Raw genomic sequence first — 23,988 nt, 5'->3', positions numbered from 1 at the left:
TCTACTCCTTCAAAACAGCTTCAATGTATTTTTCCGGATTCAGCAGATTCTCAGCCGTCTGATTGACATACGGCGAAACCCATTCGGTTCCGAGCCCGAACAGAAGCGACAAAAGGAGAAAAGCGGCTGCCGGATAAAGAAGTCCTTTTGCGGACCGTCCGCCTGCGCCGGGGATTTCTTTTTCTTCCCCCCAAAAAGCCGTCGTAAAAACCTTCAGCACAGAATAGAGCACAAGCAGGCTTGATAAGAGAATCAATACGGAAAACAATGTTTCCCCCTTATCGAACCCGCCTTCCGCGATCTTCAGCTTGCCCACAAATCCGCTGAACGGCGGGATGCCGGCCAAAGATATGGCTGAAATAAAGAACATCCATCCTAAAACGGGATAACGGGTGATCAGTCCGCCCATTTTATGCAGGCTGGCAGTGCCTGTCAATGCGATAAGCGTGCCGGCAAGCATAAACAGCGCTCCTTTAATCAGCATATCGTGAATCAAGTAATAAACCGCTCCTTGAATGGAGGCCGGCGTGTTCATGGCAATGCCGAACAAAATCACGCCGACGGCTGTAATAATATTGTAGATGACGATTTTCATGACATCCGAAAAGGCGATAGATCCGATTACGCCGAATAGCACCGTCAGCATCGCAAGCCACATCATCAATTGGTGGGTAAAGCCCGTATCGTGAATAAAGATCAGGGTGAATACTCTTAAAATGGCATACAGGCCGACTTTCGTTAAAAGAGACCCGAATAAAGCTGAAATTGCAGCCGGCGGGGCGTAATAAGAGCCCGGCATCCAGAAATACAGCGGGAATATCCCGCCCTTTAAACCGAAAACGACGAGAAGAAGGACGCTGATCACGGTTATTAGCCCGGTCTGGCCCGATTCGCTTATTTTTACGCTTAGATCAGCCATATTCAGCGTGCCCGTCACCGCATATAAGTAACCGACGCCGATGACAAAAAACGCGGATGACACAATGTTAAACACGATATACTTCAATGATTCTCTTAATTGAATTTTCGTTCCGCCAAGCACGATCAGCATGTAGGACGCGATAAGCAGAAGCTCAAAAAAGACGTACATGTTGAACAGGTCACCCGTCAAAAACGCTCCGCTTACGCCGGCCAGAAGAAACTGCACCCCTGAATAATAGAAAGCGCGCTCCCTTTTTTCTCCGATGGAGCGGAAGGAGTACAGGATGACGAGCAGCCCGATTATGGCGGTTGTCAAAACAAGCAGTGCGGCGAGCTGATCCGCGGCGAGCACAATGCCGTACGGCGCTTTCCAGCCACCGAGTGTCAGCGTCTGAATCCCGTGTGTGAAAACCGTCTGAACGAGAGCGGCGCTGATGACGATGGAGACACAGGAAGCGGCAGTGCTGAATATCCGCATCAGCATCACGTGCCTGTTCATAAAAATCAGCAGCACTGCGGCAAGCAGCGGCACCAGAATGGGCAATATCACAAAGTTATTCATGTTGATCATTTCCCCTCATTCGATCCATATCGTCCGTTTTCAGTTCCTGATAGGCGCGAAACGCCATCACAAGCAGGAAGGACGTGACGCCGAACGAAATAACGATCGCCGTCAGTATGAGTGCCTGCGGCAGCGGATCGACAAACGACGTGCTTTTTCCGCCCAGTATGGGAGGAGCGCCTTTTTTCAGTCCGCCCATGGTCAGGAGCAGCAAATGGACGCCGTGGCTCAAAAGCGCGGTGCCGATAATCACGCGCAGCAGACTTTTAGAAAGCAGCAGGTAGGTTGCCGCCATAAACAAAATACCGGCAATGACAGACATTAAGATTTCCACTATTCTTCCTCTCCAATCGTTTGAATAATGGTCATCGTCACGCCGACAACAACGAGATACACACCTAAATCAAACAAAGTGGCCGTCGCAAGCTCCGTATTCCCGAGCACCGGGAGATGAAAATGGCCGAATGTATGGGTGAGAAAGGGCACTCCGAATAAGAATGAACCTGCACCCGTTGCAATCGCGATAAGCAGACCCGCGCCCGCCACATAAATAAAATTGACGGGCAAAATCGATTTAACGGTTTTTAAATCAAAGGCCAAAAGCAGCAGCACGATGGCCGAAGACGTAATCAATCCGCCGACAAATCCTCCGCCGGGAGCGTTATGCCCCGATAAAAATAAATAGAAAGAGAAAAGCAGAATGATAAAAGATACAAGTTTCGTTGCCGTCTGAAGGATGATGTCGTTTGTTTTTTGCTGTCTCAACGCTCTTCTCCCTCCTCTTTTACTTTTGTTCTGATCATGCCGTAAATCCCGAGTGCGGCGATCGACAGCACCGTGATTTCAAACATCGTGTCAAATCCCCTGAAATCAACGAGGATGACGTTGACGATATTGTTTCCTCCCCCGAGCTTATGGCTGTAAGCGGTGAAAAAGGAGGAGATGCTGTCTTTTGTTTTTTCGCTGGAAGACGCGATTCCGAGCATTGTCACGATGATGCCGACACCGAGAGAAATGATAAAATTCGTCATCCGGAATGTTCTTGTCTTCTTTTTCCGCCGCATTTTCGGCAGATGGTAAAAACAAAGAAGAAACAAGGCGACGGATATCGTCTCAATGACAAGCTGCGTGAGCGCCAGATCGGGCGCTCTGAAAATCACGAAAAACAGCGCGAGTGTGTACCCGACAACACCGAGTGAGATAATGGCCGTCAGCCGCGATTTGGCGAACACAGTCGCAATCGTTGCGCTCACCATAACGAGGGACAGCACGATTTCATACAGGCCGATCTCAGCCATGCCTTTCGCTGTCATGGAAAAGCCGCCTTTCATGACGAACGCCGCTCCGATGAGAATGATAAACGCCGCAAAAATATACAGCAGATAATCCCGCAAAAATCCGGTCATATAAGATGACGTCAGCTGGTAAGATCTTTTTTCCATACTGCCCGTCACCGCATCGTAAAGCTTGTTCAGCGTCAGTTTTTTCGGAAACAGACCGTACAGACGCTCCCATTTAGACAGCGTTACGTAACCGATCGTGCCGACAATGATGATGCCGAGGGTCATCATTACCTCAGCCGTCACCCCGTGCCACTGGGAAATATGGACATGGAATGTATCTCCGCCGGTTAACAGAGCCGGATAAATGGAGTTCATCGCCGGTTCAATCAGGCTGTAAGACAAAACGTTCGGGGCAAAAAACAGACTGACGGCGCAAGCGGCAAGAATCACCGGCGAAATCAGCATGCCGAGCGGAGCTTCATGCGGCGTCTTTTCAAGCTGAGCAGATTTACGCGCGCCGCTGAACGTTCTGAAAAACAGCTTCATGCTGTAGATGAAAGTGAAGACGCTCCCGATCCATGCGAGAACGGGGAACAGCACGCCCCACGTATCCAGGCTGAAAATATCTGCATGAGCAATCCGCAGCATACTTGTAAAGAACATTTCTTTACTTAAAAAGCCGTTAAACGGAGGGAGGCCGGCCATGGAAAACGTTCCGATCAGTGAAACGGTAAACGTTACCGGCATAAGCGCCATCAGGCCGCCGAGCCTGCGGATATCCCGCGTTCCCGTTTCATGGTCGATAATGCCGACCGCCATAAATAAACTTCCTTTAAAAGTAGCATGGTTAATTAAGTGAAACACAGCCGCGGTGACAGCCGCCGTAAAATACTCTGAATGCTGATAATGAAGCGCGGCGGCTCCTGCGCCGAGCATCGATACAATCATACCGAGCTGGCTGACTGTGGAAAATGCCAGAATCGCTTTTAAATCGGTTTGTTTAATCGCATTAAAGGAAGCCCATACCATCGTGATCAGACCGACTGAGGCAACCGTCCAAAACCAGACGGGTGAAAAAGCAAAAACCGGACTGAATCTGGCAATCAAATAAATACCCGCTTTCACCATTGTAGCCGAGTGCAGATAGGCGCTGACAGGAGTCGGCGCCTCCATGGCATCAGGCAGCCAGATATAAAACGGAAACTGCGCTGATTTCGTAAAGGCCCCCAATAACAGGAGAACCATCGCCGGAATAAAGAACGGATGGCCTGCGATAATATGCACCTGGTTGACCATTTCCCTGATACTGAAAGAATCCGTCATCAGATACAGCAGGATAAAGCCGCCGAGCATGCACAGCCCGCCGCCGACGGTAATCAGCAGTGATTTTTCCGCCCCGTAGCGTGATTTCTTCCGCTTATGCCAATACCCGATTAATAAGAAGGATGACAGGCTTGTCAGCTCCCAGAACATATAAAGCACGATGACGTTATCGACGAGCACAACGCCGAGCATCGCGCCCATAAACATCAGCAGGTACACATAAAAGGGGCCGAGCTTTTCTTTGTCCTTCGATAAGTAAAAAATACTGTAAAGCGTCACTAAAGAGCCGATGCCCGTAATCAATAAAGCGAATAACAGCCCGAGTCCGTCAATATAAACGGTATAGTTAATACCGAGGGACGGAATCCATTCGGCCGCATACCGGACGGTTTCCCCAGCCATTGTGACAGGGAGCTTGCTGATAAAGTAAACAAACAGCACAACGGGCACTATCAGCACAAACCAGCCTGTATGGACTTGTTTTACCCGTTTATAAAGAAAGGGAACGATAAATGCAAATAAAAAAGGCGCCAAAATCGCGAAATGTAACAGCTGCAACAGAAGACCTCCTTTGCTTGTTTTTTCATCAAGCAACTGCTTTATGTAAGAATGAATCAATCAATTCACGGTCATAGGACCCAGTACAAATTATATCGCACTTTTTTTTACCCTGCTACGGCATAATGTATTCCTCTTTGTGTTTTTGTGGTCTTTTGAACCCAAAATAAATTTATCAAATATCCGGATCTTTGTATATACATTTCTATTTCAGATCAAGCTTTACAAAAGGAGCTGGTCAGATGAAGAGAAAGGCGGCGGCCTGTATTGGAATATTTTGTTCTATTATTGCAGGAACATTCATAGCGGATGATTTCTGCAAAACGTTGCAGCAGACGGAGGCAGATGATTGGGAGCGTTTTTTTCTCGGTGCGGAATACGCAGAAGACAAGCTGAGTGCGGCTGAATCAATGCAAACGCCGTTTCAGCCGCGTGAGTATATCAGAATCGTATATAGATGAAAAGAGTTCCGGCACCAGGGTGCGGAACTCTTTTTGTGTCACAATCAGCGTTTTCCTTTAATATAAGGGATGCCGTTGGCTTTAGGCGCATCCGCTCGGCCGATGAAGCCGGCAAGCGCGAGAATGGTCAGAATGTAAGGAGCCATCAGCATGTATACATTCGGAATGTCTTTGAACAGGGGCAAAAGCGAGCCGATAATGCTCAAACTCTGCGCAAACCCGAAGAACAGCGCAGCCCCGAGCGCGCCGATCGGATGCCATTTGCCGAAAACCAGCGCGGCGAGAGCGATAAAGCCTTGCCCGGAAATGGTGGAGTGCGTGAAATCAAGCGCGATCGTGGAAGCATATACACCGCCGCCGAGCCCGCCGAACAGCCCGCTGATCATGACGCCGATATAGCGCATGCCGAACACGTTGATTCCCATCGTATCGGCCGCCATCGGATGTTCCCCGACAGAACGGATGCGGAGGCCGAACGGCGTTTTGAATAAAATAAACCAGGAAACAAAGGCCAGTACGATGGCTAAAATCGACGTATAATATACGTCAGAAAAGAAAATCTTTCCTAAAACCGGAATATCGCTTAACCCGGGAATGTTCGTTTTGTAAAAGGGCTCCGGGATTTTATCAGTCTGCGCCTTCCCGTAGATCAGCTTGACGATAAACAGTGTTGCTCCTAACGCGAGCATATTGATCGCCACACCGGTTACCGTCTGATCGGCGCGGAAAGAAACCGCGGCAGCCGCGTGGATCAGTGAGAACAGTCCGCCGGCAATCATAGCCGCAGCCAAGGCGAGCCACGGAGCGGCGGCGCCAAGCTCGCGTCCGAAAAATAAGTTGAACATGACGCTTGTAAAGGCGCCGATAATCATCAGTCCTTCAAGACCGATGTTGACAACCCCCGATCTTTCAGAAAACACGCCGCCGAGAGCGGTTAAAATAAGCGGAGCCGCATATACGAGAGTTGCCGGGACAATAATGGATAAAATCTGCAGGAAGTCCACTTACTTCGCCCCCTTTTTCTTCAATTTATCAAGGATGAGACGGATGGCGTAGCTTGATGCCACAAACAAAATAATAATGGCGATGACGATGTCAACGACTTCAGAAGGCACCCCGGATTCAATCGGCATATTTAATGCCCCGACTTTAAGGCCGCCGAGAAGACATGCCGCCAGAACAACGCCGATTGCCGTGCTGCCGCCGAGAAGCGCAACCGCAATGCCGTCGAAGCCGACGCCGGTAAAGGCGCCCTTAACCGCCGCATATTGAAAGGTTCCGAGTCCTTCCATCGCGCCGGCAAGCCCTGCGAAGGCGCCGGAAATCATCATGGCGTACATCATATTTTTTCTGACGCTCATTCCGGCGTATTGTGCGGCGTGCTGGTTAAAGCCGACAGCCCGGAATTCAAATCCGCTTTTTGTTTTATGAATGATAAACCACATGAGGACTGCCGCAAACAGAGCGATCAGAATGCCCCAATGAAGGCGGGAGTAATCTGTCAGCTGCTCTAAAAACGGGGAGCGGAGCGACGCGCTTTCATGAATTTTGTCTGTTTTGTCCCGGTGGTCCGTCATGACATCGGAAATGAGATAATTGGTTAAATGAAGAGCGATATAATTCATCATGATCGTGACAATCACTTCGTGGACAAAAAAACGGGCTTTTAAAAATCCGGGAATCAGGCCCCAAATGCCGCCCGCAGCCGCAGCCGCCAATAATGAAAGCGGAAGGTGGATGTAAGCGGGGGCGTCAAAGGAAGCGCCGACCCACACCGCGGCGGTCCAGCCGACAAGGAGCTGTCCTTCAACCCCGATATTAAAAAGGCCGGTCCGAAATGCAAATGCCACGGCCAATCCGGACAAAATATATGGCGTAATCTGCCGGATCGATTCCCCGATGTAATACACTTCACCGAAAATGCCGCTCCAAAGAGCCGAATACCCGCTTACGACATTGTAGCCGCTGGCGAGCATGATGACCGCACCCGCAGCTAATCCAAGGATGATCGCAATCAGCGGCACAGCCAGATGAGAAAGTCGATTAATCATGTGTTTTCCCCGCCTCCATTTGCTTACTACCCGCCATTAAAAGTCCGAGCTCCTGCTCGTTTGTTTCAAGCGGATTGACGTTTGCGATGATGCTGCCTTCAAAGATGACGGCGATGCGATCGCTGAGATTCATGATTTCATCAAGTTCAAAAGATAACAGAAGCACCGCTTTACCGGCATCACGCTGCTCAATGAGCTTTTTATGGACGAATTCAATCGCGCCGACATCGAGTCCCCGCGTCGGCTGGGCCGCAATTAAAAGATCCGGATTTCTGTCCACTTCCCGGCCGATAATGGCCTTTTGCTGATTTCCCCCGGAGAGAGCGCGCGCAGGCGTATATTCATCAGGTGTTCTGACATCGTATTCTTCAATCAGGCTTCGCGCTTTGTCATAAATCGTGTGTTTATTTAATATGCCGAAAGAAGAGTAGGGCTTTTGGTAATAACTTTGCAGCACGATATTTTCTCCGATCGGAAAATCAAGGACGAGCCCGTGTTTATGCCTGTCCTGCGGAATATGCCCGATGCCGGCTTCAGTGACTTTCCTGGGCGGCATGTTTTGCAGCTGTTTGCCGTTTAACATGATCGTGCCGGCATTTGTTTTTCTGAGACCTGTAATGGCTTCAATTAATTCAGACTGGCCGTTTCCGTCAACGCCCGCAATGCCGACGATTTCACCGGCTCTGACAGAGAGGGAGAGCTGTTTGACCGCCTCAACGCCGCGCGCGTCTTTCACCGTTACATCAGAAAGCGAAAGCACTTCCTGTTTTGGTTCGGCCGGCTGTTTATCCGTCTTGAATGACACTTCGCGTCCGACCATAAGGCTTGCCAGTTCATCTTGATCCGTATGTGCGACATCAAGTGTTGTAATGCCTTTTCCTTTCCGGATGATGGTGACACGGTCGCAGACTTCCATAATCTCTTTTAATTTGTGGGTGATGAGGATAATTGATTTTCCTTCATTGACAAGATTTTTCATAATCTGAATCAGTTCTTGAATTTCGTGCGGAGTCAGCACCGCGGTCGGCTCGTCAAAAATGAGAATGTCGGCGCCCCGGTAGAGGGTCTTTAATATTTCCGCCCGCTGCTGCATACCGACGGAGATATCGGCAACTTTGGCTTCAGGATCAATGTGCAGGCCGTAACGGTCGGAAATATCACGCACGTCCCGGGCGGCGCGCTGTCTGTCAATTCGGCCGAAAGTTTTCGGCTCTTTTCCGAGAATGATATTTTCTGAGACGGTGAAGGTATCCACAAGCATAAAATGCTGGTGCACCATCCCGATGCCGAGATCGTTGGCTTTGTTCGGGCTGTTGATGTGAACGCGTTCGCCACGCACCCGGATCTCGCCTTTTTCCGGCTGATACAGGCCGAATAAAACGTTCATGAGTGTCGATTTTCCGGCGCCGTTTTCACCGAGAAGGGCGTGTATTTCGCCTTTTTTCACTTGAAGCGTGACGTCATCATTGGCGACGATTCCGGGAAATTCCTTGCGTATATTAAGCATTTCAATGATATAATCCACCGATTTGTCGCTCCTTTTCAGAGATACTTTGATGAGAAAGAGCTTGGCAAAAGAAAAGCTGCAAGAGATGCAGCTTTTCCTTCACCGCTCTTTTCAAAAAAGAGAGGGGATAAGCACGGAAGTCTCCTTATCCCCTGGTTCTTACTCAGCCTTGAAGGATTTCAATTCTTTTTCAGTTGAAGGGATCTCGAGTCCGTCCGCGATTTTCTTCTTCCAATCGTCTGTTGCTTTGATGACATCGTCAGAAAGGTTCTCCTTATGATCCGAGATGCCGACTGCATCTTGCGCCAAACCGTATGTTAATGTTTTGCCGCCCGGGAATTTACCGTCACTCGCTTTTTTCGTTAAGTCCTCCACGGCAGTATCCACTTTTTTGACCATTGATGTGAGAGTGACATTGTCTTTTGTGCCTTTGACTTGGCCTTCCGCGTACTGGTCTTTATCAACACCGATAACCCATACGTTCCGCTTCGGATCTTCTTTTTTCAGATTTTTCGCTTCTGTGAAGACGCCCGTTCCCGTTGCGCCGGCCGCGTGATAAATGACGTCAACGCCTGATTTGTACATGCTTTCAGCCGTCGCCTTGCCGACATCGGCTTTGTCAAACCCGCCCGCATATTTCACTTCGACGGTCGCTTTCGGATTTGCGGCTTGTACACCCGCGCGGAAGCCGATTTCGAATTTTTTGATCAATTCAGACTCCATTCCGCCCACGAATCCGACTTTTCCCGTTTTGCTCGATAGCGCAGCGGCCGCTCCCACGAGGAATGAGCCTTCCTGCTCTTTAAATGTAAGGCTCGCCACGTTGTCTTTTTTGACAACGGCATCAATGATCGCAAAATTTGTGTCTTTGCGCTGATCGGCGATTTCGCTGATGGAATCCTGCATCAGATACCCGACGCCGTAAATCAGGTCAAAGTGTTCCCGCGCTAATTTATTTAAGTTCGTTGTATAATCTGCATCTGATTTTGATTGAAGATAGTCAAAACCGCTTTTGCCTTTTGTAAGCCCGTTGTCTTTTCCGAATGCCTGGATGCCTTCCCAGGCGGACTGGTTAAATGATTTGTCATCAACACCGCCGATATCCGTTACCATGCCGACGGTAAAGTTTTTGCTGCCGGAGCCGTTTGCTTTGTCACTTGAACCGCATGCGCTTAATATGGTTCCGGCCGCTGCGATGAGCGCCATCGCCATTCCGATTTTGCGTTTTTTCAAAGATATAACCCCCCTGTAAAATATGGCTGTGCCGTTCAATTCAGACTTGAGTCCCCGTGCCGGATGCAGAATCAAAAAAACTTTCTGATAATAATGATGAGACGTCTCTTTTTTTCCCGCCTTGAGCGGCTGTCTCTTCCGGGTTCGGGACTTATGACTTATCTGAAAAGATCTGCTAACCAATCATAATTTATCATTTTACCCGCCATAAATAAATAGAAATTTGCTTATTTTTTAAAAAATATCAATTTTATGAATCGGCTTCCTCATCTGGTTAAAACAGAGGAGGATCAGCCGGGTCATTATCCTTATATAGCATATCAAAAAGGAATCTCAAGCCTTTTGTCACGGGATATGACAGTAAAAAAGCACCGTTCACAGCGAAACGGCGCTTTTTGACATTATAAATATTGTTTGATGCTGCTGACATTGCCGGTGTTGATATGATATTGAAAGACGGGTCTGCCGATCGTGCCGTACGCCATCTCTACATTCAGCACTTGTATGTCTTCCAGAAATTTAAGGTATTTCCGGATGGAGACTTGCGAGATTTCAGTATGCTTGGCGAGATCTTCCGTGGTAAAAGAGCCGTCGCCGAAAGACTCAATACTCGCCCAGATGAGTTTAAGCGTGCTCTTTGTCAATCCCTTCGGAAGGTGAACCTTTTCCGCCGCTTCTTTCTTTTGAAAAAGCTCGGCATCCAATTCTTTCTGTGTCATGCTTCTGTGTGATTGATAAACTTTCTGCTTGCGTCTGTAGTCGGAAAGAGCGGTTTGAAAGCGGTCAAATTCAAATGGTTTGATTAAATAATCGACGGCGCCGTACCGAAGCGTTTTTTTAATGACGTCCAGCTCGCTTGCGGCCGAAATGACGATGACGTCAACCGATTCATTCTGCTTGCGGATTTCCGTTAAAAGCTCAAGCCCGTTTTTTCCCGGCATGTAAATGTCAAGAAGGATGAGATCGATATGATGCTCGCTCAGCACGTGCAGCGCGCTTTGAAAGGATGATGCGATCCCTTTCAGCTGGAATCCTTCAATCTGGCTGAGGTAGCGCTTATTTAATTCACCCACCATGGGGTCGTCTTCAACTATGAGTACATTAATCATCATTTTCCTCCTTCGGTTCATACGGAATGCGAAGACTGAAAGTCGTTCCTTCATTCTTTTCACTTGTCACAATCATATGGCCTTTTAAATTTTCTGTTGCCTGCTGGGTGAAATAGAGGCCGAACCCCCGGTTTGTCCCTTTTGTGGAATAACCTTGTTCAAAAATACGGGCTTGGTCTGCCGCAGACATTCCGGCTCCCGTATCCGTAATCTCTATGTCAAGCTGGCGATCCTGAAACCGCATCGAGCACGTAATGTTTTTTTTCGGCATCTGCGCCACCGCGTCGAGCGCGTTGTTTAACAGGTTTCCGATAATCGTAATGAGCTCATGGATGACGGCCGGATCCGCCGCATTCGGAATCAGGCTGCCGAGCTGAATGTCCAGATCAGCGCCCTGCTCGCGTATGTAGCTTTGTTTTCCCAGAAGAAACCCTGCGAGAACCGGACTTTTGACATCACTTATAATCTCGCTTGTTTCCGTCTTCTGCTGAATGGCAATGTCTTTAATGTAAGTGCCGAGATCATCGTATTCTTTTAACTGGACAAGCCCTAAAATGACATGAAGCTTATTCATGAATTCGTGAGACTGGGCTCTTAATGCGTTTGCATACATTTTAACACCGGACAGCTGTTCTGCTAAATGTTTGACCTCCGTTTTGTCCCTGAACGTGGCGATCGCTCCGACGGTTTGTCCTTTCAGATGAATCGGAACTTCATTAAAGACCAGCTCAAGTCCGTTAATGCGGATATCTCTGTCCTGAAGCGGTTTTTTCGTTTCAATCACCTGTTTCAGCCGGCTTTTCGGGAGAATATCGTTCACATCTTGATCGACCGGATTAGTCGGAATACCCATTTTAATAAAAAGTCGTTTCGCCTCTGCATTGGCAAGCTTAATTTTTCCCCGCGCGTCAACCGCCAGGATGCCTTCCTTCGTTGATTCGAGCATGGCGCTCCGCTCTTCCAGGAGGGTGGCGATTTCATAAGGCTCAAGACCGTACATAATGTTTTTGACGGTGCGGGCGACAATGACGGCTCCGATGACGCCGACAAAAATACTTACGCAGATGATGAAATAAAGCGGTCTCAAACTGTGGCTGACGACATCCTGTATTTTGTTAAGCGAAATTCCGACCGAAACGACGCCCACTTGTTTTTTATCTTTTCCATAGATCGGTACGAAGGCTCTCATGGATTTTCCGAGAGTTCCCGCTGATGTGCTCGTTTTGATATGGCCGTGCAACGCCGGCTGTTCGTCTCCGCCGGTGAATTTCTTCCCGATTTTATTTGCGTCGGGGTGGGTGAGGCGGATGCTGTTCATATCCATCACCACGACAAATTCGGTTCCTGTCGTATGCTGGACATCCAGTGTATAATTCCGGAGCTCTTTCAGCCCTTTTCTTGTTTGCATTGCCTGCGCGACACTCGGTGTTTCCGCGACCAGCTTTGCGGTGCGCAGCGCGGTTGTCCGTTCTTCTTCTTTCACGCGGTCTGCTGTCTGGACGCTGATCGTGAAAAAGGTGATACAAAGTGCGATAAGGACGACAATACAGACGAATATCGTTAATCGGGTTTGCAATTTTAATGTTTTTTTCATAACAGCCTTCCTTACGTTTATCATTCCCGCGTTCTACTTTACTCCGAAAAAGCCTGTTTGTGAAGATCAGGCCCTTATTTCGTAAAAGTGAGGAAAAATGGAATTTTTTATCTTGTCAATGTGTTTTAAGTCCTCCATAATAAGTGAGGTAGATTACAGAAAGGGACTTTTTATATGAAAAATACTTATTGGACGGGTTATTTTCCGCTCGTTGCGATTCTGCTTTTTAGTTCGTCATTATCCATTTCTACCTCGCTTTATGTCATGAAGATACTTCAGACGCTCGGCATGTATCAGGGGATGCTGGATTATTTCTCTGAGAAAGGGATCAGACTGGCGCTTTTTGCAGCGTTCGCCCTTGTGTATTTTATGCTTTTTTCGGCTTTGAAGCTGATTGCAAACACAGTGACAGAGCTGTCTCTTTTGTTTTTCACAAATGACCCTGAAGGGGACAATCTGAAAAAAATCAGATTAGGCTCTTTAATTTATGTAGGCGGAGGAATTCTTTCCTTTGCGCTCGTGCAGAATGGTTTTTGGATTGCGGCGTTATTTGCCGTTGTTACGCTCGTTTATTTGATTTTCATGGTGTACAGAATCTATTCGACACTCTCGATTGTTTCGCTGATCGGTTTTATATTGCTTGAGATTCTGTTTTGGTTTACTTTTGTTATCGGTATTTTGTACATCTTTATCAAGCTTTATAATAGCATAATGGCTAGCTTACCTGTGTAAGCTAGCCATTTTTGTTAAGACAGAAATCTGTTTTTGATCTCAGGGGAGGGGAGCATACATGCTTCCCTTTTTCCGAACCATTTGTAACGGCGCCGGGCGATGAAAGAATAGGCTCTGTCCCTGAGGGGGCGGGGCACTGCGAAAAAAATCGCTGACAGCCGCCAGGCTCCGCGGAGATGACGGGAAACCTTTAACACGGCTGCGGATTTTTTGTATATCCGCCCGTTTTCGATGAAAATCATGCTGTCAAATTGTTCTGTCGGAAGTCCTTCTGATGCCAAAAGCTCCCGGGCGGTATCTGATTGCAATGAAGCAAATGAGATTTTGCCGGCCGGATCGCGTTTAATGATGAATTGAACGGCGCCGCTGCATAAGTTGCAGACGCCGTCAAACAAAAGCACGCGGTCCGGAAGCTGAGCTGGTTTCAAAGCGGATCCCCTCCGTTATCTTTAATAAGCTGCCTGCAGCGTGTTTTTCCAGATCGAAAGCTGAGGGCTTGCGTCATGAAGGTATTCGACGCTTGACGGTGTATCCTTGCCGACCCATACCCCCATCGTATAAGCATCCGTCAGGCCGACAAACCACATATCGTGATAGTCATTTGACGTTCCTGATTTTCCGCCGACGTACGGAGCTTTAAAGTTCGCTTTCTTTCCTGTTCCGCTTTTGACGACGGCTTTCATCATTTCTTTGATCTGCATGTTGGTCCGCACGCTGAATACCTGCGCCGGCTCATCTTTCCATTTTAATATCGTTTTTCCTTTTAAATCAGTCACTTTTGTAATCGCGTGACTCGGCGTATAAACGCCGTTGTTGCCGAACGTGGTGTACGCATTGGTCATTTCAAGCGGCGTCATGCCGTTTGTAAAACCGCCCAGCGCCGCAGGCAGACGGTAATCCGCGCTGACCAGCTTCGCGAAATGAAACGGTTCAAGGTAGCTGAACGCCTTATTAACGCCGACGCGGTCCATGATTCTGATGGCCGGTGTGTTGTACGAGTATTTAAACGCCGTTTCCAGGGTAACCGTGCCATACGTGCGGTTATTATAGTTCTGCGGGCAGTAATCCGCACTGCAGAATTTGCTTGCGTCAATCTTGCTGTGTGGCGTTGCGCCGGTCTTTTCAATGTAAGGTCCGTAATCAAGCAGCGGCTTAATGGATGAACCGGGCTGTCTGTATGCTTGATAGGCGCGGTTGAAATCATATTTATGATAATCTTTCCCGCCTGAAAGCGCGATAATCTGATGTGTCTGATGATTAATCACGGCCGCTCCGCCCTGGACGCCTGCATACGGCAGATTTTGATTCACTTGGGCGACGACCTGGTTTTGCATATACGGATTCAGCGCCGTATAAATCTTCACGCCGTCTTTTAACAATGTGCTGACTCTGTCGGAAAGCTCACTCTGTATTTTTTGTTTCGCCTTTCCGGAAGCTTTTTCAAGACGCTTGTCATAGCCTTCGGATGAGGAAACAAGCTGTGTGAATTCATCATTTACATAGGAAACATAGTCAGGATATTTATTTGTTTTTTCGTTTATATCAAGCTTGATCTTTTCCTTTTCGGCTTTTTTCAGCTGTTTCCCGGATATAACGCCTGCTTTTTTCAATCCGTTAAGCAATCTGACTTGTCGTTTTTTCGTATAATCAAAATGCTTGAGAGGATCATATAATGTAGGGTTATTAGGAATGGCGCAGATAAAGGCCATCTCTCCCAAAGTGAGAGATTTCAGCGGCTTGCTGAAATAAAATTGTGCCGCTGAACCGACACCGTATACGCCGTTATTAAAATAAATTGTATTTAAGTAGCCTTCTAAAATCTCATCTTTGCTGTATTTTTTCTCAAGCTGATAGGAATAGGCAAGCTCCGTCAGTTTTCGGCTGAAGGTGCGTTCATGGCTTAAATACACATTCCTTGCCAGCTGCTGGGTGATGGTGCTGGCGCCCTGGTCAATTTTATGATCTTTGAAATTGGAGGCGGCCGCCCTGACCATCCCCATAAAGTCAAACCCTTTATGCTCATAAAAATGGCGGTCTTCAGAGGTTAAAAACAGCTGTTTTACCTCATTCGGTATTTTATTAAAGGGCACGATCACGCGGTTCTCATGATCGCTGACAATCTCAGAAACAAGGCTTCCGTCCCTGTCATACATGTAACTGTTTTGAACCAGGTTGATCGCTTTTAAATCAATATGTTTATCGAGCACCTGATCAAAAGGCTTGATTTGTTTTACCTCTTTGCCGGAAGCAATAACTGTAAATGCACACAACGGGATAATGCCGAGCAGCAAAATCCATCCGATTATTTTACGTACCATGGTCACTCTCTTTTCTCCTGATTTCTAGCCATATCGTATCATTCTTTTAAGAATACGAGAAGGTTAAATTTAGAAGAAATCGTGATCGCTGCCGGTCAGCCCGCATTTGACGCTGTATCCTTTTGCAGATGTCCCGCCATCCATAAAAGCCCCGCGCCTATTAAAAAGAGAAAGGCGGTGACGTAGAAAGCAGCCGAAATAGAAAAACCGCTTGAGACCGCACCTCCGAGCAGAGGGCCGAGCACGTTTCCGAGAAAACGAAAGCTGACGTTATAGCCGAGCACCTCTCCCTGGATGCTGCCCGGCGCCCTGACGCGGATCGCGGCCGTAATGCAGGGGAGCGTGCCGCCCATGACCATGCCGAACAGAAATCTGAAGACTAACAGAATGGAGAGGGAGGAGGCGAGCGCCTGCGGAATAAAAAACACCGCTGATGCAATCAAAAGCACGATTAAGATCCGGCTGTGGCCGAAGCGGTCGCCGAAGTCCCCCCATTTCCGGGCAAGCAATAAGCTTCCGAGTCCGGTCGCTGAAAACGCCATTCCGGAGAAAAAGGCTAAATTAACAGGTCCGTGCAGCTCATTGACATATAAAGCGAGCAGCGGCTGGATGCTGAAATTGCCGGTCTGCACGATCATGGTAAGCACCATCATCGCCCAAAGCGCGGGCTGGTGAAAAATATAGGAGAGCACCTGTTTTCTGGAATAGGTTTTCCGCTTGTTTTGTTTCTCGCCGAGCGGCTGCTCATTCACCTGAAATAAAACGAGAAGCACGGATACGAAAATAACAAAAGACGTAATAAAAAATGTGTACGTAAACCCGAAGCTGTCAGCGAGCAGCCCGCCCAGCATCGGTCCGAATAAAGTGCCTGACACCTGACCCATCTGCAGTGTGCCGAGCGTTTTCCCGGCAGTCTCTTTCGGCGTCTGCGCCGAAATCATGGCAAGCGATGTCGGAACAAAGCCTGTTACAAGGCCCATAAGCAGCCGCAGGACAAACAGCTGATAAACCGATGTCACAAACCCCATCAATAAAATGCTGACGGCAATGCCGGTGCCTGTGATCAAGAGAATTTTTTTGTAGCCGCGCTTATCGCCAAATCTGCCCCAAAACGGGGAAATCACAAACGCCATTAAAAACGTGACGCCGAACACATACCCGCTCCATCTCTGCACATACCCGCCCGAATGGGGGCTGATCGTTTCGATATATAACGAAAGAAACGGAACAATCATGGTCATGCTGGCGGAAATAAAGAAATTTGTAATCCAAATGACGACGAAGTTCTTCTTACGGACAGAAATAACATCACCTTCTTTAATTTTCGTGTGTCTAATCATTAGTATATAGGAATGAATCCGGTATTTGTATTTTCGATGCGGATATAGGAAAATTCATTATTTTTAGAAAATGAAGAAAGTTTCAGAGGGGAAACTGATATACTATCATAAAATATCATTTTTGATCGGAGGAAAGGCAGGTGTAAAAAAGTGGATCAGCGCAGTCTGCTCATTATTGATTTTGAATTTACGATGCCTGACGGAAAATACAGCCCGCAAAATTTCTTTCCTGAGATTATTGAAGCGGGGATTGTCAAGACGGTGAATGATGAAGTGACTGAAACGTTTTCGAGTTATATCAAACCGAAAAAATTTCCAAAGCTGACGAAACGATGCAAAACCTTTCTGAACATCACCCAAAAAGACGTGGACGGCGGAATCACGTTTAATGAATTCATCCGCAAATTAAATGAGCTTGATCCTGATAAAAACTGCACGATCGTCACCTGGGGAAATATGGATATGAAGGTGTTGAAGCAAAATTGCATGTTTAACCACATCCCTTTTCCGTTCAAAGGAGAACTTCGGGATCTGTCCCTTGAATACAAAAACTTCTTCGGCGACAGAACATTGACCGGCCTTTGGAAAGCGGCGGAAGAGTATGGCGATAAAGGAACGGGCACGCATCACAAAGCGCTGGATGATGCGCGGACGACATACAAATTATTCAAGCTTGTCGAGCGGGATAAACAATATCTTGAAAAACCGAAACCTCCGACGATCGGTGATCGCGTCGATCTGACTGAACTGTTTCGCCGGGCCACATAAAAAAACCCAATCATGCCGACTGGGTCAAGTTCTTTTAAAATAGTCACGCTCTAACGCGGCCAAGTTGGCGAGCGAACGTTCCGCCCATTCTGAGCCGTCCGCTGTAAGCTGATCTTTCAGCCGGGCAGACGCCGCTTGTAAGGAAGCCGTATAATCAGGAACTTCGCCATCAAACGGTTTGACCATCTGATGCGGTATGTTTGTCTGTTCCCCGAATGCAAGCGCTCTTCTTTCATGAAAGAACGGAACATCCGCCTGCTTCGGATGATGAAGATCTCCTTGAGCGGGATGCGTCAGAACGGCTTTAATTTTCACTAAATAGTGATTGGGCCTGACGTCTGTCACTTCCCCTATGTATGCTCCTGTTTTATAAAACCCTTTTACGATTGTGCCGATTTCAAACGAATTCATAGCGTTCACCTCTCTCTAGTTATTCTATAAAAGATCAACGCGATTGGCTAGTGAACAGCTGCCGGAAGCCTGACTGAAGCCGTTGTGCCCGAGTACTCGCCGCTGGTGAAATAGACGGAGCCTTCATGATGCTGAATAATCGAGAATGTCACGGTAAGCCCGAGCCCGGTGCCGTTCGTTTTCAGCGTATAATACGGTTTGCCGAGTTTCTGCAGTTCTTCATCGGACATGCCGATTCCGTTATCCGTAATCTGAATGAGAATCATCTCTTCCTGTTTTTGGACGGAGACCTCGATTCGGCCGTTTTCAGAGGGCACGGCTTCAATACTGTTTTTAATCAGATTAATGAAGGCCTGTTTCAGTTTTTTTACATCGCCGAACACATATAAATCAGGCTCGCTTTGAACAGTCACGGTCACCGATTTAAAATTGGCATAAGACTCCATTAAGGAACCTGTTTCCTTTACGAGCAGAGAAATATCAAACTTTTCTTTTTCATAGTCATCCTGCTTCGCCATATCAAGATAATTCGTAATGATCGTCTGAGCCCGGTCGAGTTCGGACAGCACAAGTTTCTGATATCCGGAGTGGGATTTGTCCTGAAGCTGCTCGCCGCTGAACAGCAGCTGCACAAAACCTCTGACGACCGTAAGCGGATTGCGGACTTCATGGGCGACGCTTGCCGCAAGCTCGCTGACGACGGCCATTTTTTCTGAGTGAATCAGCCTTGCCCGCATGGACGCATTCTCATCGATGATCTCAATCAAATAAATGCACAGCAAAAGGGCGCTGACTTGAAAAAAAACGGATACTGCCGCCTCATAATAAACGGAAGATAGATTTTGAAAATTGAAAATATTGGTCGCGGAATAGATGAAGACAGATGCGGTTAATAAGGCGGTTTCAGTGCAGCCGATGAGAAGAGCGAAAAGCAGTTTCTTCCGCTTTGAGAAAAAAGGCCATTTCGTTTGGAGCTGGATAGGGATGATGATTAAAAAAGGAATTAAGGATAAGAAAAAAAGAGCGGAAGGTTCAAACCATATGAGCTGAAAAAAAACGGATGCCGCCCCTGCGGCAAGTCCTGCTGCGGTACCGGAATAAAGCAGGCAGACGATAATGGGAATCAGCTGCAAACCGTAACGGACGGAATGAAGCTCCTGGATGGGAAAAGCCGTACATAATAATGAAGATGACGCTGCAAATACGGCGACCAGCAGGCGGTTCGCTCTCGGCACAAGCAAATCGGGCTTGCTGAGCCAGAAGACTTGATAAAGAAAAATAGGGAATAAAATAAAAGAGAAGTGAAGCAGGTAATCCTTTACAATCTCCATTTATGCGAAATCCTTTCCTATGTAAATATGAATCTATTATAACATCTTTACCGGCAAAAAAAGTATATATTTCTCTAAAGCGAACGCCCTTATCTCGTCTGATAAAGGCGTTCTTTCCGCTGCTAAGCGAGCGCTGCTTTCATTCTCTCAAGCCCTTCTTTTACGGCGACGGCTGAACAGCCGACATTAAGTCTCATAAATCCTTCGCCGCCCGGTCCGTATTTCGTTCCCGGCTCTAATATGATTTTCCCTTTTTTGAGCATTCTTTCTTTGAGCTCGGCATCCGAAAATCCGTATCCGCTGAAATCCATCCAGATCAAATAGGAAGCGTCAGGTTTCATCATGCGGACTTTCGGCAATTCTTTTCTTAAAAAGTCCTCAGCCAATTTCATATTCCCTTCAATGTATGGAATCAGCGCGTCAAGCCAAGGGCCTCCCTTTGTATAAGCCGCTTCGATTGCTGCAACCGCAAATGTGTTGAGGCTGGAAATCCCGTTCTGATGCAATGCGGCGGAGAATTTCGCCCGCTTATAACGGTCGGGAATGATAATGGCGGATGCCTGAATGCCGGCAATATTAAACGTCTTGCTCGGCGCGACACAAGTAACGGAAATCCGCGCAAACTCCTCAGACAGAGAAGCAAAAGGCGTATGCGGCTTTCCGTACAGCATCAAGTCGGAATGTATCTCGTCAGAAACGACGGTGACGTTATGAGCGGCGCACAGCGATCCGAGCTTCATAAGCTCATCCCGGCTCCACGCTCTGCCGGACGGATTGTGGGGATTACAAAGAATCATCAGCTTGACCTCAGAATCGTTCAGCTTTTTCTCAAGATCCTCAAAATCCATGCAGTAGACGCCGTTTTCTTCCCGTAATGGGTTATGTAAAACCTGCCGTTTGTTTTCCTTGATCATCTGATAAAAAGGCGTATACACCGGTGATTGAATCAACACCGGATCGCCCGGTTCGGTAAAGGCTTGTACTGCCATGCTGATTGCCGTGACAACTCCGGGACTGAACGTGATGCTTGCGGGATCGGGCCGGTAGCCGTGCCGTGTCTCAAGCCATGAAGCGACGGCTTCTCTTGTGTTTTCGTCAGGAGACGTATAACCGAATATGCCGTGGTCAAGGCGGGCTTTTAAGGCGTCAGTGACCGCTTCGGGAGCGCGGAAATCCATATCGGCAACCCACATCGGAAGTGCATCCGATACGCCGAATAACGCTTCCGCCTTGTCCCATTTCACCGATTGTGTGCCAAGACGGTTTTCTCGAAGATCAAAGTTCATGTATGTCACTCCTGTAGTATCATTATTTTGCACAGCGTATCTATGATAAAATAGATTTGCAAACTTTATTATAAGCGGTGATGAAAATGGAAGAAAGCCAAGCGGTCATGGAAATGATGAAAATCATTGCCAAGTGGGACCCGTTTAAATATGGAGAAGATTTTTATGAGACAGAAGCCGTCGACATCGTTCAGGCCGTCTACAGTGAAGACCGTGCCGACAAGCTGGCAGCAGCCATTCAGGATATCTTTGAGGCTTCATTTGAGCAAAAGCTTCCGATCGAAGGCTGCCAAAAGGCCGCCGAGCAGCTTCTGTTCATAAAAGAAAGCAGTTCCTGCACCCCTTAAAAACCGGCGGTTCCGCCGGTTTTTTTATTGAATAAATTCAAAAATCCGCTCTGAAACAAACTCCGGGCGCTCTTCGGGTACGAGGTGTCCCGTATCCTTGAGTGAATACAGAATGGAATCCGGCAGGTCGTCATGAAGCCGTTTTCCGACTGAGACCGGAACGACACGGTCTTCTTCTCCCCATATTAAAAGAGCGGGGTTTTGCACTTTCTTCAAATCCTCGGGCTCTAAATCGCCCTCCCTGTGTCTGATGAACCTTGTCATCGCTTTGAAAATCTGGCGGTCTGTAAATGGTTTTTCGTAACCGTCAATCATTTCCTGATCGATAAGCGTCCGGTCGTGAACGACATTTAACAGGTTTTTCAGCACACCGTCTTTTGAAAGCCAATACTTAAGATACAGGTCAAAACAAGGGAGGTGCGTCCCGAATATAATCGACGGGTGCGAGCGCTTTAAATACCCCGAGCTGCACAGCAGGACGATTTTTGAAAAAAGCTCGGGTCTGAGAAGAGACGCGGATAAGGAAATCTGGCCGCCCATCGAATGGCCGATGAGTGCGGCCCGGCTGATACCGAGCTTTTCCAGAAGTCCGATCAGAAGCTTGGCGAGGTTTGCGTAAGTATATACGAAAGTCCGTGACTTTTCCGATTGCCCGAAAGGAGGCAGGTCAACGGCGATAATATCATAATGGTTTCTGAGCAGCGGGATCAGTTTTCTGAAGCTGAATGCCGAAGATAAAAAACCGTGTACGCAGACGAGTGTCTGTCTGCCGGGATTTTCATAATGCTCGTAATACAGCTCAACTCCGTCTATCGCGGCCCGTTTAATCGGTGAAACAGCTTCCATGAGAGCCTTCGCCGTCCTTTCTTTGTTGTAATGTAAAGGCTTTTTTGATTGTCAGATTTTAGCTCTGGTTTCTTTCGGGTTTTTCTTAGCATTTGTCGAAAATCGTGATATAATGTCATGAAGATTTTTGATAATGCAAAGGTGTGAAACGTATGAAGCTGACCGAAAAAGAAACAGAAATATTAGAAATTTTAGACGAAAACAGCCGCGTTGATGCGGAAACGATCGCGAAAATGGCGAACATTCCCGCCGAAGAAGTCAAAAGCATCATTGAAAAGCTTGAAAAGGAAAAAGTCATCATTGATTATGCGGCGATGATCGACTGGCGCAAAGTCGACGGGCTGGAAGGCGTCACGGCGATGATTGACGTAAAAGTCACTCCGAAACGAAATGTCGGCTTTGATGAAGTCGCTGAACGGATATACAGATTCCAGGAAGTTGAATCAGTGTACCTGATGTCAGGGGTTTATGACTTATCTGTCGTTATTCGCGGCAATACGATGTCAGACGTGGCAAGCTTCGTTTCTGAAAAACTGTCCACCCTTGAGTCCGTCGTTTCCACGACAACGCACTTTATCCTGAAAAAATATAAGCATGACGGCAAAGTCTTTGAAAGCGGAGACGATGACAAAAGAATCGTGGTGTCTCCGTAAATGGAAACGAAGACTTCTTATTTATCTGACTACGTGCAGCAGATTAAACCGTCAGGCATCCGCAAATTCTTTGATCTGGCTGCTACGATGGAAGGCGTCATTTCACTGGGAGTGGGAGAGCCTGACTTTGTGACGGCCTGGAACGTGAGGGAAGCGAGTATTCTTTCTTTAGAACAGGGTTATACGGCTTATACGGCAAATGCGGGTCTTTATGAACTGAGAGAAGAAATCAGCCGCTATTTAGATCAGCGGTTCGGCCTGAGTTATTCGCCTGACAGTGAACTGATCGTTACGGTAGGGGCAAGCCAGGCGCTTGATCTTGCTGTCCGCGCCATTATGAATCCCGGAGAGGAAATGTTAATTCCCGAACCGTGTTTTGTCGCATATGAATCACTCGTGACCCTGACGGGGGCGAAGCCGGTGCCGATTCAGACTGTAGCTGCAAAAGGTTTCAAAGCATCATCAGCCGATTTTGAAGCGGCCCTGACGGACAAAACAAAAGCGCTGCTTCTATGCTCGCCGTCAAATCCGACTGGTTCCGTCTATTCGAAAGAAGAGCTTGAATCCATCGCTGCTTTCGCTGAAAAACACGACTTGATCGTGCTTGCCGATGAAATTTATGCCGAACTGACGTATGATGAGCCATTCACGAGCATGGGGGCCATCCGCGGCATGAAGGAGCGGACGATTTTGATTTCAGGTTTCTCCAAAGCATTTGCCATGACGGGGTGGAGACTCGGATTTACGGCGGCGCCTCCCGTGATCAGGGATGCCATGCTCAAAATTCATCAGCACGCGATGATGTGCGCGCCTTCCATGGCTCAGTACGCGGCGCTTGAAGGGCTGAAAAACGGTCAGGAAGACGTCGAAAGAATGAAAAAAAGCTATCGGAGACGCCGAAACCTGATTGTGGAAACATTGAACGAAATCGGACTCGGCTGCCACCACCCAGGCGGAGCGTTTTACGCCTTTCCTTCCATTCAATCGACCGGCATGAGTTCAGAAGAATTCGCGGAACAGCTGCTCATTGAAGAAAAAGTAGCCGTCGTTCCGGGGAATGTATTCGGCCCGAGCGGCGAAGGCTACATCAGATGTTCCTATGCGACATCCATTGAGCAGATTCAGGAAGCGCTCGTCAGAATCAAACGGTTTGTTGAAAAAAGGGCATAAAAAAAGATACGAACCCGGTTCGCATCCAAATAAAAGGGGGGAATACTAGAAAGCCTTCGTAATCATAGTATACCCCCTTTATCTGTGCTTAAACATGATCATGTAAAAAAGTTCTCTTTGCGAAAAACAAACTTGTATGATATAATTTTAAATTGCGTATAATCTGTATTTAATTTAACTTAGG

At 47.6% G+C, this 23,988-nt stretch carries 23 protein-coding genes; 6 read left to right on the top strand and 17 right to left on the bottom strand.

Translation table 11 applies throughout. From position 1 onward, the window contains the following. Window position 1: 1 nt before the first annotated feature. The 4 genes from OWN49_RS05290 to OWN49_RS05275 are packed head-to-tail and all read right to left on the bottom strand — an operon-like array spanning window position 2 to window position 4,647. Window positions 2-1,483, bottom strand: a complete 1,482-nt coding sequence (locus tag OWN49_RS05290) for a Na+/H+ antiporter subunit D (RefSeq protein ID WP_077722766.1) — start codon at window positions 1,481-1,483, stop codon at window positions 2-4. Next, window positions 1,476-1,817: a Na(+)/H(+) antiporter subunit C gene (locus OWN49_RS05285; protein ID WP_003152063.1), complete on the bottom strand. Its 342-nt coding sequence runs from the start codon at window positions 1,815-1,817 to the stop codon at window positions 1,476-1,478. Before OWN49_RS05285 ends, OWN49_RS05290 begins: the two co-directional genes overlap by 8 nt. Continuing rightward, on the bottom strand, window positions 1,817-2,248 hold the full coding sequence (locus tag OWN49_RS05280; protein ID WP_077722765.1) for a Na(+)/H(+) antiporter subunit B: 432 nt from the start codon (window positions 2,246-2,248) through the stop codon (window positions 1,817-1,819). Before OWN49_RS05280 ends, OWN49_RS05285 begins: the two co-directional genes overlap by 1 nt. Beyond that, the gene (locus OWN49_RS05275; protein ID WP_176283507.1) at window positions 2,245-4,647 is read right to left on the bottom strand and encodes a Na+/H+ antiporter subunit A; all 2,403 of its coding nucleotides are present in this window, start codon (window positions 4,645-4,647) and stop codon (window positions 2,245-2,247) included. Before OWN49_RS05275 ends, OWN49_RS05280 begins: the two co-directional genes overlap by 4 nt. A gap of 242 nt (window positions 4,648-4,889) precedes the next feature. Here OWN49_RS05275 and OWN49_RS05270 point away from each other — a divergent pair, with 242 nt between their 5' ends. After that, complete coding sequence (locus OWN49_RS05270) at window positions 4,890-5,108, top strand: hypothetical protein (protein WP_146275399.1); 219 nt, start codon at window positions 4,890-4,892, stop codon at window positions 5,106-5,108. Between the two features lie 44 nt (window positions 5,109-5,152). Here OWN49_RS05270 and nupQ read toward each other — a convergent pair whose 3' ends face one another. The 6 genes from nupQ to malK form a co-directional block, all read right to left on the bottom strand. Next, window positions 5,153-6,112 carry a guanosine ABC transporter permease NupQ gene (nupQ, locus tag OWN49_RS05265; RefSeq protein ID WP_003152071.1) on the bottom strand — a complete coding sequence of 320 codons (960 nt, stop codon included), beginning with the start codon at window positions 6,110-6,112 and terminating at the stop codon, window positions 5,153-5,155. After that, window positions 6,113-7,159, bottom strand: a complete 1,047-nt coding sequence (locus tag OWN49_RS05260) for an ABC transporter permease (RefSeq protein ID WP_012118308.1) — start codon at window positions 7,157-7,159, stop codon at window positions 6,113-6,115. It lies immediately after the preceding gene. Then, entirely contained in the window at window positions 7,152-8,684 is a 1,533-nt protein-coding gene (locus OWN49_RS05255; RefSeq protein WP_015387787.1) for an ABC transporter ATP-binding protein, read from the bottom strand. The genes OWN49_RS05260 and OWN49_RS05255 overlap by 8 nt, the downstream gene beginning before the upstream one ends. Window positions 8,685-8,825: 141 nt before the next feature. Next, window positions 8,826-9,899 carry a BMP family lipoprotein gene (locus tag OWN49_RS05250; RefSeq protein ID WP_007408665.1) on the bottom strand — a complete coding sequence of 358 codons (1,074 nt, stop codon included), beginning with the start codon at window positions 9,897-9,899 and terminating at the stop codon, window positions 8,826-8,828. 401 nt (window positions 9,900-10,300) lie between these two features. After that, the gene (locus OWN49_RS05245) at window positions 10,301-11,008 is read right to left on the bottom strand and encodes a response regulator (protein WP_003152077.1); all 708 of its coding nucleotides are present in this window, start codon (window positions 11,006-11,008) and stop codon (window positions 10,301-10,303) included. Then, a complete protein-coding gene (gene malK, locus OWN49_RS05240; protein WP_176283506.1) occupies window positions 11,001-12,602 on the bottom strand; it encodes a malate sensor histidine kinase MalK in 1,602 nt (533 codons plus the stop codon). Before malK ends, OWN49_RS05245 begins: the two co-directional genes overlap by 8 nt. Window positions 12,603-12,776: 174 nt before the next feature. Between malK and OWN49_RS05235 the strand changes: the two genes are divergently transcribed. Beyond that, window positions 12,777-13,334 (top strand): YufK family protein, encoded by a 558-nt coding sequence (locus OWN49_RS05235; RefSeq protein ID WP_007408662.1) that lies wholly within the window; start codon window positions 12,777-12,779, stop codon window positions 13,332-13,334. Window positions 13,335-13,348: 14 nt separating this feature from the next. Here the strand turns inward: OWN49_RS05235 and OWN49_RS05230 are convergent, their stop codons facing one another. From OWN49_RS05230 to OWN49_RS05220, 3 genes are all read right to left on the bottom strand, one after another. Then, the gene (locus tag OWN49_RS05230) at window positions 13,349-13,762 is read right to left on the bottom strand and encodes a thiol-disulfide oxidoreductase DCC family protein (RefSeq protein ID WP_003152080.1); all 414 of its coding nucleotides are present in this window, start codon (window positions 13,760-13,762) and stop codon (window positions 13,349-13,351) included. 21 nt (window positions 13,763-13,783) lie between these two features. Further along, the gene (locus tag OWN49_RS05225) at window positions 13,784-15,658 is read right to left on the bottom strand and encodes a transglycosylase domain-containing protein (protein ID WP_014305709.1); all 1,875 of its coding nucleotides are present in this window, start codon (window positions 15,656-15,658) and stop codon (window positions 13,784-13,786) included. Between the two features lie 89 nt (window positions 15,659-15,747). Next, window positions 15,748-16,992 (bottom strand): multidrug efflux MFS transporter, encoded by a 1,245-nt coding sequence (locus OWN49_RS05220; RefSeq protein WP_032862488.1) that lies wholly within the window; start codon window positions 16,990-16,992, stop codon window positions 15,748-15,750. A gap of 150 nt (window positions 16,993-17,142) precedes the next feature. On the opposite strand from OWN49_RS05220, the gene kapD reads away from it, so the two are divergent. Then, window positions 17,143-17,760 (top strand): 3'-5' exonuclease KapD, encoded by a 618-nt coding sequence (gene kapD / locus OWN49_RS05215; protein ID WP_003152084.1) that lies wholly within the window; start codon window positions 17,143-17,145, stop codon window positions 17,758-17,760. A gap of 24 nt (window positions 17,761-17,784) precedes the next feature. Here kapD and OWN49_RS05210 read toward each other — a convergent pair whose 3' ends face one another. From OWN49_RS05210 to OWN49_RS05200, 3 genes are all read right to left on the bottom strand, one after another. Next, window positions 17,785-18,171 (bottom strand): kinase-associated lipoprotein B, encoded by a 387-nt coding sequence (locus OWN49_RS05210; protein ID WP_003152087.1) that lies wholly within the window; start codon window positions 18,169-18,171, stop codon window positions 17,785-17,787. 47 nt (window positions 18,172-18,218) lie between these two features. After that, on the bottom strand, window positions 18,219-19,502 hold the full coding sequence (locus tag OWN49_RS05205; RefSeq protein WP_077722759.1) for a sensor histidine kinase: 1,284 nt from the start codon (window positions 19,500-19,502) through the stop codon (window positions 18,219-18,221). Between the two features lie 122 nt (window positions 19,503-19,624). Continuing rightward, complete coding sequence (locus OWN49_RS05200) at window positions 19,625-20,788, bottom strand: MalY/PatB family protein (RefSeq protein WP_102422030.1); 1,164 nt, start codon at window positions 20,786-20,788, stop codon at window positions 19,625-19,627. Window positions 20,789-20,874: 86 nt separating this feature from the next. Here OWN49_RS05200 and OWN49_RS05195 point away from each other — a divergent pair, with 86 nt between their 5' ends. Beyond that, a complete protein-coding gene (locus tag OWN49_RS05195; RefSeq protein WP_003152094.1) occupies window positions 20,875-21,135 on the top strand; it encodes a DUF1871 family protein in 261 nt (86 codons plus the stop codon). Window positions 21,136-21,159: 24 nt separating this feature from the next. Here OWN49_RS05195 and OWN49_RS05190 read toward each other — a convergent pair whose 3' ends face one another. Continuing rightward, the gene (locus tag OWN49_RS05190; protein WP_003152096.1) at window positions 21,160-21,981 is read right to left on the bottom strand and encodes an alpha/beta fold hydrolase; all 822 of its coding nucleotides are present in this window, start codon (window positions 21,979-21,981) and stop codon (window positions 21,160-21,162) included. Window positions 21,982-22,133: 152 nt separating this feature from the next. On the opposite strand from OWN49_RS05190, the gene OWN49_RS05185 reads away from it, so the two are divergent. Together OWN49_RS05185 and OWN49_RS05180 are read left to right on the top strand one after the other, a co-directional pair. Beyond that, the gene (locus OWN49_RS05185) at window positions 22,134-22,634 is read left to right on the top strand and encodes an Lrp/AsnC family transcriptional regulator (protein ID WP_003152098.1); all 501 of its coding nucleotides are present in this window, start codon (window positions 22,134-22,136) and stop codon (window positions 22,632-22,634) included. Next, window positions 22,635-23,804, top strand: coding sequence for an aminotransferase (locus OWN49_RS05180; protein ID WP_102422031.1), 1,170 nt, complete (start codon window positions 22,635-22,637; stop codon window positions 23,802-23,804). It begins immediately after the preceding gene. The last annotated feature ends 184 nt before the right edge of the window (window positions 23,805-23,988 follow it).

The organism is Bacillus sp. NEAU-242-2 (assembly GCF_027853835.1).
GTDB lineage: Bacteria > Bacillota > Bacilli > Bacillales > Bacillaceae > Bacillus > Bacillus velezensis.
Note: the sequence above shows the minus strand (reverse complement) of the source record. Positions and strands in the feature narration are given on the sequence as shown.

Bases quoted from the DNA above. Each gene is read 5' to 3' on its own strand.
- OWN49_RS05290 (WP_077722766.1), bottom strand. From the start codon at position 1,483: ATGAATAACTTTGTGATATTGCCCATTCTGGTGCCGCTGCTTGCCGCA.
- OWN49_RS05270 (WP_146275399.1), top strand. From the start codon at position 4,890: ATGAAGAGAAAGGCGGCGGCCTGTATTGGAATATTTTGTTCTATTATT.
- OWN49_RS05260 (WP_012118308.1), bottom strand. From the start codon at position 7,159: ATGATTAATCGACTTTCTCATCTGGCTGTGCCGCTGATTGCGATCATC.
- OWN49_RS05245 (WP_003152077.1), bottom strand. From the start codon at position 11,008: ATGATTAATGTACTCATAGTTGAAGACGACCCCATGGTGGGTGAATTA.
- malK (WP_176283506.1), bottom strand. From the start codon at position 12,602: ATGAAAAAAACATTAAAATTGCAAACCCGATTAACGATATTCGTCTGT.
- OWN49_RS05235 (WP_007408662.1), top strand. From the start codon at position 12,777: ATGAAAAATACTTATTGGACGGGTTATTTTCCGCTCGTTGCGATTCTG.
- OWN49_RS05220 (WP_032862488.1), bottom strand. From the start codon at position 16,992: ATGATTAGACACACGAAAATTAAAGAAGGTGATGTTATTTCTGTCCGT.
- OWN49_RS05210 (WP_003152087.1), bottom strand. From the start codon at position 18,171: ATGAATTCGTTTGAAATCGGCACAATCGTAAAAGGGTTTTATAAAACA.
- OWN49_RS05205 (WP_077722759.1), bottom strand. From the start codon at position 19,502: ATGGAGATTGTAAAGGATTACCTGCTTCACTTCTCTTTTATTTTATTC.
- OWN49_RS05200 (WP_102422030.1), bottom strand. From the start codon at position 20,788: ATGAACTTTGATCTTCGAGAAAACCGTCTTGGCACACAATCGGTGAAA.
- OWN49_RS05195 (WP_003152094.1), top strand. From the start codon at position 20,875: ATGGAAGAAAGCCAAGCGGTCATGGAAATGATGAAAATCATTGCCAAG.
- OWN49_RS05190 (WP_003152096.1), bottom strand. From the start codon at position 21,981: ATGGAAGCTGTTTCACCGATTAAACGGGCCGCGATAGACGGAGTTGAG.
- OWN49_RS05185 (WP_003152098.1), top strand. From the start codon at position 22,134: ATGAAGCTGACCGAAAAAGAAACAGAAATATTAGAAATTTTAGACGAA.
- OWN49_RS05180 (WP_102422031.1), top strand. From the start codon at position 22,635: ATGGAAACGAAGACTTCTTATTTATCTGACTACGTGCAGCAGATTAAA.